This window comes from Ochrobactrum teleogrylli, from assembly GCF_037482325.1.
Lineage (GTDB): Bacteria > Pseudomonadota > Alphaproteobacteria > Rhizobiales > Rhizobiaceae > Brucella > Brucella teleogrylli.
In genome coordinates this window covers 831,905-844,192 of the sequence record NZ_JBBHKQ010000002.1, presented here as the reverse complement: position 1 = coordinate 844,192, position 12,288 = coordinate 831,905, and the positions used below count along the sequence as shown (strand labels likewise).

The window sequence follows — 12,288 nt, the reverse complement described above, 5'->3', positions numbered from 1 at the left end:
TAACGTACAGACCATATAGCTTTCCCGCAGTCTCCGTTCTTCAGACCGCCTGTTGCCACTATCGGACTCCCCTTCTAAGTCCCATTTCTGCAAAGCTGCTCGTTTTGAAGTACATCTCAACAAAGCGGCTTGCCCGAAAGTGGCTCCTGATTGGCTGGCTTTGCCGGAATTGTCCGCTAGCGTACCAAAAATCATTTGCCGGATCAAAGTGTTATAGACTTAAAACCGTCAAAGAGGATTGGGAGCGTGACGGCGAGGCGCTCGTACTCTGCCCGAAGAAAAACAAGATGTACGACAGAAATACAGTGAAAAACCGCCTGTTAAAAAGCCTTCCGCCAGACATCTACAATCAAATTCAAACTTTATTGGAGCCTGTTACCCTGGAACGTGGACAGGTACTCGTTAAAGCTGACCAACCTATCGATTATATTTACTTTCTCTGCGAAGGCATCGGATCGGTCATCACCGTGTCTGATAAAGGTCCAATGGTGGAAGCGGGCATGTTCGGTCGCGAGGGATTTTCGCCCACATCGGCGGCCGTTGGCGCAACGACCAGTATCCATGAGGTCGTCATGCAGGTCAGTGGTTCTGGCCATCGGATCGAAATCGGCGCGGCGCGGGCGGAAATCAACCGCAACAGCTTGTTCGCCAATTTGCTGGCTCGTTACATTCAGACCTTCGCCTCGCAATTATCCTACACAGTCTGGGCGAATGTGAATCTGCATATTCACGAACGTCTGGCTCGCTGGCTTTTGATGTCTCACGACCGGACCGACGGGGATGAAATCGTGCTCACCCACGATTTCATCGCGTTGATGCTCGGCGTCAGACGTCCCAGCATCACGACCGGCCTGCACGTGCTGGAAGGGAAAAAGCTGATCATATCCGAAAGAGGCCGTATTACGGTTCGTGATCGAAAGGGTCTGGAGGATTTTGCCGGTGAAGCCTACGGCAAACCGGAAGAGGAATATCGTCGTCTTTTTGGTCTGAGCGGTTAGACCGGATCGGAACGGGCGCGGTCAAAACTGCCCATCAGACGTGAATACTCTTTTTCCGGCCAGCCGTAAGCATCCCGCGCATATTGCTCCAATTCTCGGCGGCTGCGAATGAGAACCGCTCCGCGCACGGATTTGATCAGGCCCAGCCCCTCCAATATATGGAGCGAAGTGGTCACGCTTGGTCGCCGGACCGCAAGCATGATAGACATGAATTCATGGGTCAGGGCGATTTCGCTGCCAGATATCCGATCGTCACACATCAATAACCAGCGCGCGAGGCGTTGAGGAACATCGTGAATGGCGTTGGAAGCCGCAGTGTGGGCCAGTTGAACCGAAAAGGCTTCTATTGACCGGATCATGATATTGGAGAAATTGCAGCTACTGGCCATCCAATGACGAAACCGGTCATAGGGTATTTCGTACGCTTCGCCTGCGACCTGTATGAAGACATCGTAAGAGCTTGTTTCAACACCGGCAATTGCCGAGGTCGGCACATAACCGTCAAATCCAAACAGCCCCGCCTCGGCCCGGTGACCTTCGGCGGTCGTCACCACAATGGAGCCGATGCCGGATGTCATAAAATAGACTTTTGTGATTGACCGGCCTTTTTCCGCAATAATGACACCCCGCGGAAGATCGACAGGCACGGTTTCACGGATGATCGCAGCATAATCGTCAGGCGGGAGCAAAGCCAAAAGTTTGTTCGCCATGGCGTCTTGGCTGGGAAATGACATACATGCACCTCTTCTGGCTCGTCATGAAGTACAACCACCAGAAGAACGGTTAGTTCCGAAAAACCTCCCTTCCAACTCGGCGGAAACACTTCCCCTTTTGGAAAGGCGGCATTAGAAACAGTGAGCGAACCGGCGGCTTGCTCACTGTTTGTCGTCAGAGCTCAAATCGCCTTCGAGCTGATTGCGCGCCCTGTTAAGCCTGCTTTTGATGGTGCCGATGGTGCAACCCGCTTTTGTGGCGGCGTGCTCATAGCTCAATCCGTTAAAAATCACCAGTTCGATGACGTTCCGGTGAAGTGGCGATAACCTGTCATAGGCGCGTCCGACATCCTGCAGTTCCATGGCCCAGTCCTGCGACGGACCGATCGTGGGCCCGTCCCACTCCTGCATGACATCCTCGCGCCGCGCGCGCTTGATTTTGCTGCAGAAAGTGTTCTTCATAATGGTGAAGAGCCATGACTTCAGCGGCCCAAACGGCACATATTTATCCTGGTTCTTGAGCGCCTTCACCACTGTCTCCTGAACCAGATCGTCCACATCGGTGGATTGCCGGCACATTGTTCGCGCAAACTGATGGAGCGCGGGTAAAAGTTTCAGCAACTCATCTTCGAAATCGGGATTGGATGACATGGTATCTCCTCCTGCCCACCCGGTGAGATAAGGCCTCTCGAAGCTATTGGTTCCGACGCAACTGCAATTGGTACGTTACCGTACATTTTTTCGGCAGGCAGGGAACAACCCGGAGCGTGGATGGTTAGGACTAACCAATTCGAGGAGCATGACATGAATATTCTGACGATCAACGTTCGCAGCGACGAAACGCCAGTAGTCGTGGAATTTGTAGGGGAAGCGGAAGAGAAAATTACGGTTCAGCTTACGTCCAGCAGTTCGTCGGAACGAAATGAACAACTCGAGCAAGCGGCAAACTGTCTGTCGCAGGCGATAAAGACGGTCGAGATAGAATTGGGACGGGCAACCACGCCCCCGCAACGAGACGATGAAAATCAGCGCCTTGAAAAAGGTTTGAAGGACAGTTTTCCGGCAAGCGATCCGGTTGCCGTGACAACGCCATCGACACCGGCCTCAGCCGATCCAAAATCCTGAGGTTTGTCTTTTCGAAACGCAGATGGGGATTTCGATGAAAAGCGATCTTGTCGTCCCGCCGCCCTCATTGCATCGCCTCTCATGCCTGTAGAAACGGGTCTTTTGCGGGGTAAGCTCCGGCCCGGCTCCATGCATCTTTGTATCGACATGCAGAATCTGTTTGGACCAAACTCACCATGGTTCGTTCCGTGGGTAGAACAGATTTTGCCACGGATCATCGATATCTGCACGGCCCAGCGCGACAACACCATATTCACGCGCTTTATCCCGCCAAAGCGCCCCGAGGATGCGATAGGTATCTGGGTCGATTACTATCGGAAATGGGAAGCGCTCACGCTGGCCCATATTGATCCTGCGCTAATTCAGCTTGTGGACCCGTTGAAGGATTTCGTGCCTCCCGCAGCCGTACTCGACAAGACAGTCTATTCGCCATGGACAGAAGACCATCTCCAAACCTATCTGGTCAATAAGCGCATTCATACACTCGTTATCACCGGTGCGGAAACGGACCTTTGCGTACTCGCTACTCTGCTGGGGGCCGTGGATCGTGGATATCGGGTGATTATGGTTCATGATGCAATCTGCAGCGTTTCCGACCAAACGCATGACGCGATCATGTCGCTTTGCCACCAGCGCTTCAGTGAACAACTGGAACTGGTTTCCACAGAGGAACTGATAGACGCCTGGCGTTGAGGTTGGAGGTGTAGCCTTGCCGATCAGCGGCCCCAAATCAGGATAAGCGCCACTATAATCACTAGCAGGATCACCAGCGCCACTAAGAATGGCTGCACAGTTCGCTTTCTATCCTTCTCCCACTGACGCAGGGCCGAAGCGTGACTGGAGGCATTGCTGTCGTGCTTCATACTGTCTGGTGATTGTTCATGATCGCGCCCCGGAGAGGAACTGCCGCCCGCTTCGGAATCCGTTTCGAAAGGCGCTGCAGCCGGATCAAATCCAGGCGCCTTGTCACCGGTTTGTCCCTTCTGGATAGCACCGCGTATGCGGGATCCTTCGCTCGTTTTGTGTCCGTCCTTGTCCATTTTTGATCTACCTCGGCAACCAAACCCCACGTTGGCCCAGATGTTCCCGGTGCGCCGTCAGTGTTATTTGCCCCGGCGGCGTCTCCCAACATCGCCGGGGCAGGCGCTTAGCGTTCGAACACTCCAAGTGTTGCTTCGCGCCATCCATCCGATGAGCCGTACCCTCGGATGTTCAAGCTGGCAGTGCTGGAGGACGTGCAGACACATCCGCAGCCTTGATAGCGGCAATGAAGCACTCTCTGGCTGTGTTGGGCTTGTTCTCAAGGTCGGCAAGACAGTTCTCGATGGCGCGCCAGAATTCCGCACCGCGGGCCTCATGCGGCCATTCTTCAAGAAGATATTCCGCAGCCATCGCCGTGTTCGTGACCGTGCAGTGTTTGCCCGTTCCGAGCAATTCAACGTCGACAGGTTCACCCCAAGCCATGGCAACCTCCCAAAAAGATGCCCTGCCTCGGCGGGGGCGAAAGGCAGGGCTGGTGACAGCCTGGCAAGCAATGTTCGAGCGGGACTGACACCAATTCTAGATCGGTGAGCCTAACCGCCTGCGCTAGAGTTTGTTCCCTCAAGATTTGAATTTGCCGCCATCGATTTTTGACGGCGATCCATGAATTTCTTATTGGCGAGCCCGGCGACCAGTTCGGTAATATAATTATGGTCGCGAAGACCGCTGTCATAAAGCAACAGTGTCAAAGACGCCAAATCGCGCCCCGAATATCCCCGGTCACTTTCTTCCAGCATTATAGCCGCGTGAGTATAACAACTTCTCATGAAGTCGACTTCAATTTGATTATAGATGCGGCTCGCTTCATTAAAAAATGGCATGTCTGGCTCCCGGCTTTGACATAACCAGCGAACCATATTCATTCTCATAAAGATATCATTTCCTGATCACTTAATATGTGGGTCAAGAAAAGCTCATCCGTACAAAAGGATGCGGTTATTCATTATTTTTTCCGCGCAGCTTTCTTTGCACCTTTAGGTAGAATTAAACCGTTATACAACTTACTATTACGTCAACTATTCAGACTTTTACAAGCCACCCGGCCGGTAAGGGCGACCGGATGGTCGCCCCTACCAACTTTGGAACATCAACGCCTGCGACGATCATCATATTCGTAATCGCGGCGATCATCCCATCCCCGCCGCGACGCTTCGGAATGGCCTTCCGGATCGCCGAACCAGCCGCCATGGCCCCGACTGCTGGAACGCCGGTCATCGTCACGGCTTGCGTAACGGCGATCATCATCGCGACTGGAATAGCTGCGTCGACCGTCATCGCGGTCATCGCGTCGTTCGTCCCAGCCCCGGCGGGCGGCTTCTGCATGCCCGCGAGAGTCCCCGTACCAGCCACGACCACGATCATCGTCGTCATAGCGACTGGAACGACGGTCGTCGTAATCATCATTGCGGCTGGAATAGCGGCGACGATCGTCATAATCCCTGTCGTCGCGGCGTTCGTCCCAGCCACGGCGGGCGGCTTCAGCGTGTCCTTGCGGATCACCAAACCAGCCGCCGTGGCTGCGTCCCCTGTCGTCATCGTCGTAACGACTGGACCTGCGATGATCGTCATCACGGCGGCTTTCGGCATAGTGGCGACGACCGCCGGCTCTGCTGCGGTCATCATCACTGACAAAGCGGCCCTGATCGTCACGTTCTGGCATATTACGTGGCATTTTTTCCTCCTGATTGTATGAATTTTGCGCGCAGTGGCGCATTGAGCTGCAAGAGCCCTTCTCCAGCTGCATTCCCGCAGCCGCGAGTCTTCCGGTTTCGATTAAGCTGTACCCTTAGCGGATGGCGCCGTGGCCGAGCGGACCTTAATGTTGTTTTGAACATCCGCCACGCCCGCACATGCTCCGGCGCAATCCTCGGCGCGGCGTTTATCCTGTCGGGTTGCGACTTGTCCCTGCAAGGTGACTTCGCCCTTCTTGACGCTGACCTCAATGTCGGAAGCATCAAGATCCGCATCTTCCATCAAGGCATCAGAGACATCTTCCTTGATGCGTTCGTCCGTCCGGGTGTAACCTTTCGGTCCCTTTCCGCGATGCATTCCTGTGCCGCTTGTGGACTTCATCGGCTCATTGCGTGCGCCGTGACGCTCATAGCGGCTATCGCGCGCAAAAGATTCTCTTTGCGGCGAATTATATGCGAAGCGTTCCTCGTCATCGCTATAGCCGCGCGAACGATAATCACCCGGATAGCGTTCGTCATAGTCGCGGTAGTTTGCGCCACGGCTTTCATAATCACGGTCCCGGTAGGGTTCGTTATAATAGTCGTCGCGATCTTCGTTTTGGTATCGACCTGGCATATCACGTGCTCCTTTGGTCATTGGCAAATGACAGCCAACCCAACCGCAAGCGATTGCCTTTGTTCCTGCATGTTTAGATTTTTCTGAGACCCGCCCGTCGCTATCAATGAAATCGAACAAACAGCCGGTATCAGCGGCTGAACAGGTCCAGCCACGCATGATACATGCCTTCTCCAGTCAGCAAGAGAAAAGGTTATTCAACGGCTAACTTTGGCAAGGCGATTGATATTTCAAGCGCGTTGTCCGTCCACGCCCGATCAAGTCGGGCCGCAAGGGCTGAGACCAGCGCCTTTTCAAGTCGCGTTCCGAATCCTTCGCTTGGTTGATCGTTATGATGTTCATTGCCCGTTTCCAGCCAATGAACGACGACAGCTTCCTGTGTTTCTTCTATGCTGACCAAAAGCTGGCCCCCTGTACCCGCCAGTGCGCCATGCTTGGCGGCATTCGTCGCCAGTTCATGCAAAAGCAGCGACAGATTTGTCAGCGACTTGCCCGAGATTGCAGGATCAGCCCCGGAAATACGAATATTCTGCTCATCATAGGGTTGGAGAATGGTGCCTAACAGAGTCTGGAGTGGCACCGAAGAAACCGTCATTTCGGCCTCTTCCCATGCTGGCATTGTCAGTTCATGCGCCCGCGCAAGCGCGGCTAGGCGCGCCTGGACGGTCTCGCGGAGTTCGTCAACCTGCGTGGTCGATCTTGCGCTCAGCGAAACGATTCCGTTCGCCAGTGCGAAAAGGTTTTTCACACGATGCTGCATCTCGCCCATCAGGAGCAGCTGCTGCTTTTGCGCCTGCAGACGTTCTGTAATGTCGCGCGCGATCTTCGAAGCCCCAACAATCACGCCATTCGCATTGCGAATGGGTGAAATCGTCAACGAAATATCGATCAGCGTTCCGTCTTTTCGCTTCCGGATTGTTTCAAAGTGGTCGACCCGGTTGCCATTGCGTATCGCGGCCAGAATAGCCGGCTCTTCGCCCAACCGGTCGTCTGGAATGAGAATTCTCACCGGCTTGCCAATGACTTCTTCCGCCTGATAGCCGAAAAGGCGCTGTGCACCTCTGTTCCAGCTCTTAATAATCCCGTCCAAGTTCTTGCTGATGATGGCGTCATCAGAACCGTCGACAATCGCGGCCAGCCAATCGCGAATGTCGAGTTCCGTATCGCTAAATTGCGGCCGCGGCGCAGCTGTGACGGACAACGTGAATCGACGTATACCGCCGGTCGAACCAACGAGCCGCTCATCGCCAGTTTGATCTTGATGACTTTCCATCTTATCCGCCCATTCCAAAAAGATTAATTCATATTAGTCGATCATGACGCGATATCAATTGTCTGAAATAAACCAACCGGATTCCAGGTGCAGGCGTTGTCCGCCCCTTCTCGTTCGCGCCGCAATTCCGTTCTTGCGAAAGGGTGTTTCGATCCCAAAGCTTGCAAGCGCAGCGACACAAGGAACAAAAATGTACGCGCCAGGTTAGGGAGCCCGAAACTTGTATTGGCGCCAGCTGCCGTTCGAACAACACTTGCCAAGCTGACGTCAGCCCCAGCCTTACCACCTCAAGGCAGGACATCTTTTATTGGGAGACCGCGATGGCTTGGGGAGAACCCGTTGATATTCAGCTCTACGGCGTCGGTAAGTATCAGGTCGTGACGAATACGCCAATGGCGGCGGAATGCCTTTTAAACTATTGGCCGGAAGGCGCCCAGGGCGACGAATATCAGGACGCATTGCAGGCCTGCCTCGCCGATATGGAGGGGCTGCCCAATACTGCCCGGGCGTCATTTATCAAAGCCGCCGAAGCGGCGGGACTGATGGTCCGCCATAATCAAAAGCCCACGCTTAACTAAGCGGCGACGCCTTTTCCCAACTGTCTTTGCTTTTCCAACCGCTGAAGGTGCAATGAAGTGGGCCTGCCAAAACATCTGTTTGGCGGCTGTGTAACCGTATCATTACCAGATAAGCACTGTCTTAAGTATTCCCAGCCTGCATAAGCTTAAGATAAGATCGAGGGTCCCGGTGCCGTTTCAAAAGATAGGAAAACGGTCACGTCTATATTGATGGTAACCAGCAATGGGACTGCTCGCCTCGCATATCTCTCCTTTTCAGCCAGATTTGATGTGGCGCACCGCCGACCGCACGCGCCTAAAGGGTGGTTTTCAAGGCACAGCTTATGCCGATCAGTGTGAATGTAAGCGGGGCCAATACTTCATTACGGAGGTCAGCCGACAATCCTTTCATCGCCTCCCCCCCGCACCAGCCAAGTTTTTTAGCGCCTACTATCTGATGCTCGACACACCAAGGAATAATCCATGAGCCAATCAGTTCATCCTCTTTTGCGCCTGCGAGACGGTCATCATGCGCATGTCACCTATGAAGAGCTTTTCTTCGATCTCGTTTACGTCTTCGCCGTCACTCAACTCAGCCACGCGCTGCTTCATCATCTGACCGCGTGGAGCGCGCTTGAAACGCTGGTGCTATGGTTCGCGGTCTGGCTCGGCTGGCAATATACGTGCTGGGTCACCAACTGGTTTAACCCCGAACAGCCGAAAATGCGCCTTGTTCTGTTCGGCTGCATGGCGCTGGCGCTGGTCATGGCCGCCTCAATCCCGGACGCGTTTGGTGAAGGCGGTCTGATATTCGCCGGGTGCTATGTCGCAATGCAGCTTGGACGAACCGGCTTTATCGTCTGGCAATTGGGGCGGGACCACCCGCTTTCCGCTAATTATCGGCGCATGCTGGGTTGGCTCACCATTTCGGCCTGCTTCTGGATCGGCGGAGCCTTTGCGGACGGGGAAGCCCGGCTGGCGCTTTGGATCGTGGCAGCGCTTTGCGAATATGTTTCGCCCATGATCGGCTTTGCCTTGCCGGGAATGGGTCGCTCACACGTCAGCGATTGGACGATCGAAGGTGGGCACCTCGCCGAGCGTTGCCAGCTCTTTGTCATCGTGGCGCTGGGCGAAAGTCTTCTAGCAACGGGCGCCACACTTGCAGGCGCGGAAAACTGGAACGTTGCCGAACTGTCCGCCATGCTTGCCACCTTTCTCGGCACCATCGCCATGTGGTGGCTCTATTTTGGGACGTCGAGCAAGGATGCGACCGCCCGCATTACGCAGGCCCGTGATCCGGGAAAGATCGGTGCCTATTTCCACTACATCCACGCCATATTGATTTTCGGCATCATCGTGAGCGCTGTGGGCAATGATCTCGCCATGGAGCATCCCGCAGGTCATGCCAGCGTGGCGCAAATTGTCGTTATCGCAGTCGGTCCTGCTATCTACCTGATTGGCAGCGCGATTTACAAATATGTCGTTTACGGTCGCCTCCCCCTGTCCCATATCGGAGGGGTCGTTTTGTTGGCTCTCATTGCGCCTTTCGCACAGAGCGCCGATCTTCTCACGCTGGGATGGCTCACAACCGCCGTGCTTTTTGGTATCGGCTTATGGGAAAGCCGGACCAGGAGCGAAGTTTCCTTAAATGAAGGCGGCGTCCACCAATAAGGTGACGCCAGGTCTTTCTTTCACGGCGGCGCATCAGTGGATGCGCCGCAGCAATCTTTCGCGATAGGTATCGACAATCACAGCAAGTATGATCACCGCGCCAATGATGATTGGCTTGTAATTATCGCCGATGCCGAGCAATTGCAGGCCAGTCGCCAGAACTTGCAGAATACAGGCGCCCGCCAGTGTGCCGACGATCGAGCCTTTTCCCCCAAAGAGACTGGTCCCGCCGATAATGACTGCCGCAATCGCGTTCAGTTCATAGCCGATACCGGCGATCGGGCTGCCAATATTCAAGCGCAGCAAATAGACGATCGCGGCGATACCTGCGGTGACGCCCGAGATAACAAACGCAGCAATCTTATACGTGTCGGGATTATGCCCCGACAGACGGACCGCCTCATCGTTGGCCCCAACGGCGTAGATCATGCGACCGAAAACAGTAAACCGCAGGATGAACCAGCCTGCAAAAATGACCGCCACTGCCACCAGAAAGATTGAGGGCAGAAAGCCGCCGATGATCAGATTACCGAAATCGACGAAGCCTTGCGGCAATCCCGTAATGGTCGAGTTGCTGGACACTACACGCGCTGCACCAGCGGCTATATTCAACATGCCGAGCGTAACAATGAAGGAAGGAATCTTCCAAAAGGTCGACACCTTACCGTTGATGTAGCCACAAAACCCACCAACTGCGATGCAAGCCAGCACGGCAAGCGGTATCGATAATCCGGGTTCCAGACCTGATGTCATGATGAGCGCACCTATAACCGTGCAAAGCGCGAGCACCGAGCCAACGGAGAGATCAATGCCGCCGGTCAGGATGACGAAAGTCATCCCCGCCGCGAGAACCGTATTGATGGCGATCTGGACGAAAATCTTCAACGCGTTGCCGGGCGTGGCGAAATAAGGCGCAGTGAAAGAAAACACCAGCGTGATCAGTAAGAGAGCCAGAAAAACGCCAGCATCACGCAGCAAGAAGCGTTTCAACTTCTGTCGGTCCGTTGCTGCGGCTCTCTCGGGCACAGATGGCTTAGCTGTCATTGAACATGCTCCTGATAGGCAAGCGAGAGAATACGCTCCTGATCAAATTGCGACCGAGGCAGTTCTCCTACCAGCTTGCCATTGGAGAACACGATAATGCGGTGACACATGCCAATGAGTTCAGGCAAATCCGAAGAGACCATAATGATTGCTTTTTGATTTGCGGCCAGCATCCAGAGTAATTGATAGATTTCGCGTCTGGCACCGACATCGACGCCCCGCGTCGGTTCATCCAGGATCAATGTTGAGGAACCGCGAAACAGCCATTTTGCAAGCACCACCTTTTGCTGGTTACCACCAGACAAATTGCGCACCGATGTGCCTATGGAGGCCGTTTTGATCCGCAATTGCTCAACCAGTTCCATAACGGATTTCTTTTCTTCGCCTTTGTCCAGCAATCCGCCATGGGAGATTTTCTTCAAATCGGTGATCGTCGCATTTATGTCTACAGGCATATCCAGCATCAGCCCCTGCCCCTTACGATCTTCGGTCAGGAAACCCAGTCCCTTTCTGACAGCATCTTTGGGATTGCGAATATTTACCGGCTTGCCGTCCACACGGATTTGTCCCCCGCCTTTGGGATCAGCACCGAAGATCGCGCGCATGATCTCCGTGCGGCCCGATCCTACCAGACCTGCCACACCCAGAATTTCGCCCTCGCGCACCGAAAAGGAGACCGCAGGGTCTGTTGTCGATCGTGTAACGCTTTCGACCTCGAGGGCAACCGAACCTGGCACGATGGTGGAGTCGAAGCTATATTCGTCTGCAATATCCCGGCCAATCATCATGCGGACCAGATGGGGCACGCTCAGCCCCTCCAAGGCGCGCGTTTCAACCAGACGACCGTTGCGCAAAACGGTGACCCGGTCACCAATTTCAAAGACTTCATGCAGGCGGTGCGAGATATAGATGATAGTCACGCCCTTGACCTTCAGTCTCCCTATAATGGCAAAGAGCCGTTCAATTTCAGGCGGTGTCAGTGTCGCCGTCGGCTCATCCAAGACCAAAAGCTTGCTATCATAGCCAAGCGCCTTTGCAATTTCGACCAATTGCATTTGCGCGACGCCCAATTCGGAGACAAGTGTGCGGGGATCTAACGCCAGCCCAACCTCGTCCAGCAATTCAGCGGCACGCCTGTTGAGCGAAGCCCGATCCATGATGCCGCAACGTCGCGGGAGCCTTTCCAGCATCAGGTTTTCCGCTATGGAAAGGTGCGGAAGTAAATTGAGTTCCTGATGAACAATGCGAATGCCCTGAACCTGCGCATCATGCGGTGTCTTGGGCCTATATGGCTGATCATTCAAGATAATCTCGCCAGCATCGGGTTGATAGATACCCGCAAGCAGTTTGATGAGCGTTGACTTTCCAGCGCCGTTTTCACCGAGAATAATATGCGTTTCGCCGCGCAACAGTTGTAGATTGATACCGTCCAGAGCGATTACGCCCGGAAAGACTTTGCCGACGTTTTCAAGCTTCAAGATCGCGTCGGCTGACTGCATACTGTTCCTGCCTGCCGGAGTGACGGAAGGCCGCAACGGAGTGCATCCGATGCGGCCTCG

General features: G+C 54.3%; 15 protein-coding genes. 5 read left to right on the top strand and 10 right to left on the bottom strand.

The window, feature by feature from the left end; genetic code table 11:
• The first annotated feature begins 287 nt into the window (after positions 1-287).
• Positions 288-998 (top strand): Crp/Fnr family transcriptional regulator, encoded by a 711-nt coding sequence (locus WIX40_RS21430; protein ID WP_339442049.1) that lies wholly within the window; start codon positions 288-290, stop codon positions 996-998.
• On the opposite strand, the gene WIX40_RS21425 is transcribed toward WIX40_RS21430, so the two are convergent.
• Together WIX40_RS21425 and WIX40_RS21420 are read right to left on the bottom strand one after the other, a co-directional pair.
• A complete protein-coding gene (locus WIX40_RS21425; protein WP_339442047.1) occupies positions 995-1,732 on the bottom strand; it encodes a Crp/Fnr family transcriptional regulator in 738 nt (245 codons plus the stop codon). The genes WIX40_RS21430 and WIX40_RS21425 overlap by 4 nt on opposite strands.
• Positions 1,733-1,873: 141 nt before the next feature.
• Positions 1,874-2,362 carry a sigma-70 family RNA polymerase sigma factor gene (locus WIX40_RS21420; RefSeq protein WP_124915773.1) on the bottom strand — a complete coding sequence of 163 codons (489 nt, stop codon included), beginning with the start codon at positions 2,360-2,362 and terminating at the stop codon, positions 1,874-1,876.
• 153 nt (positions 2,363-2,515) lie between these two features.
• Here WIX40_RS21420 and WIX40_RS21415 point away from each other — a divergent pair, with 153 nt between their 5' ends.
• Both WIX40_RS21415 and WIX40_RS21410 read left to right on the top strand, forming a co-directional pair.
• Positions 2,516-2,836, top strand: a complete 321-nt coding sequence (locus WIX40_RS21415) for a hypothetical protein (protein ID WP_339442045.1) — start codon at positions 2,516-2,518, stop codon at positions 2,834-2,836.
• Positions 2,837-2,917: 81 nt separating this feature from the next.
• Positions 2,918-3,529, top strand: coding sequence for a cysteine hydrolase family protein (locus tag WIX40_RS21410; RefSeq protein ID WP_339442043.1), 612 nt, complete (start codon positions 2,918-2,920; stop codon positions 3,527-3,529).
• 23 nt (positions 3,530-3,552) lie between these two features.
• Here the strand turns inward: WIX40_RS21410 and WIX40_RS21405 are convergent, their stop codons facing one another.
• The 6 genes from WIX40_RS21405 to WIX40_RS21380 form a co-directional block, all read right to left on the bottom strand.
• Positions 3,553-3,876, bottom strand: a complete 324-nt coding sequence (locus WIX40_RS21405) for a hypothetical protein (RefSeq protein WP_339442042.1) — start codon at positions 3,874-3,876, stop codon at positions 3,553-3,555.
• A gap of 172 nt (positions 3,877-4,048) precedes the next feature.
• Entirely contained in the window at positions 4,049-4,300 is a 252-nt protein-coding gene (locus WIX40_RS21400) for a DUF982 domain-containing protein (RefSeq protein ID WP_339442040.1), read from the bottom strand.
• A 110-nt stretch (positions 4,301-4,410) separates the two neighbouring features.
• Positions 4,411-4,698, bottom strand: a complete 288-nt coding sequence (locus tag WIX40_RS21395; protein ID WP_339442038.1) for a hypothetical protein — start codon at positions 4,696-4,698, stop codon at positions 4,411-4,413.
• Between the two features lie 266 nt (positions 4,699-4,964).
• Positions 4,965-5,549, bottom strand: a complete 585-nt coding sequence (locus WIX40_RS21390; protein ID WP_339442036.1) for a hypothetical protein — start codon at positions 5,547-5,549, stop codon at positions 4,965-4,967.
• Positions 5,550-5,650: 101 nt separating this feature from the next.
• On the bottom strand, positions 5,651-6,343 hold the full coding sequence (locus WIX40_RS21385) for a BON domain-containing protein (RefSeq protein ID WP_339442034.1): 693 nt from the start codon (positions 6,341-6,343) through the stop codon (positions 5,651-5,653).
• Positions 6,344-6,377: 34 nt separating this feature from the next.
• Positions 6,378-7,457: a PAS domain S-box protein gene (locus tag WIX40_RS21380; RefSeq protein WP_339442032.1), complete on the bottom strand. Its 1,080-nt coding sequence runs from the start codon at positions 7,455-7,457 to the stop codon at positions 6,378-6,380.
• A 320-nt stretch (positions 7,458-7,777) separates the two neighbouring features.
• Between WIX40_RS21380 and WIX40_RS21375 the strand changes: the two genes are divergently transcribed.
• Both WIX40_RS21375 and WIX40_RS21370 read left to right on the top strand, forming a co-directional pair.
• Entirely contained in the window at positions 7,778-8,035 is a 258-nt protein-coding gene (locus tag WIX40_RS21375) for a DUF982 domain-containing protein (protein ID WP_140025974.1), read from the top strand.
• A 462-nt stretch (positions 8,036-8,497) separates the two neighbouring features.
• Positions 8,498-9,685, top strand: coding sequence for a low temperature requirement protein A (locus WIX40_RS21370; protein ID WP_140025972.1), 1,188 nt, complete (start codon positions 8,498-8,500; stop codon positions 9,683-9,685).
• Positions 9,686-9,718: 33 nt separating this feature from the next.
• Here WIX40_RS21370 and WIX40_RS21365 read toward each other — a convergent pair whose 3' ends face one another.
• Both WIX40_RS21365 and WIX40_RS21360 read right to left on the bottom strand, forming a co-directional pair.
• Complete coding sequence (locus WIX40_RS21365; protein WP_339442030.1) at positions 9,719-10,729, bottom strand: ABC transporter permease; 1,011 nt, start codon at positions 10,727-10,729, stop codon at positions 9,719-9,721.
• The gene (locus WIX40_RS21360) at positions 10,726-12,228 is read right to left on the bottom strand and encodes a sugar ABC transporter ATP-binding protein (protein WP_339442028.1); all 1,503 of its coding nucleotides are present in this window, start codon (positions 12,226-12,228) and stop codon (positions 10,726-10,728) included. The genes WIX40_RS21365 and WIX40_RS21360 overlap by 4 nt, the downstream gene beginning before the upstream one ends.
• Positions 12,229-12,288: the final 60 nt, after the last annotated feature.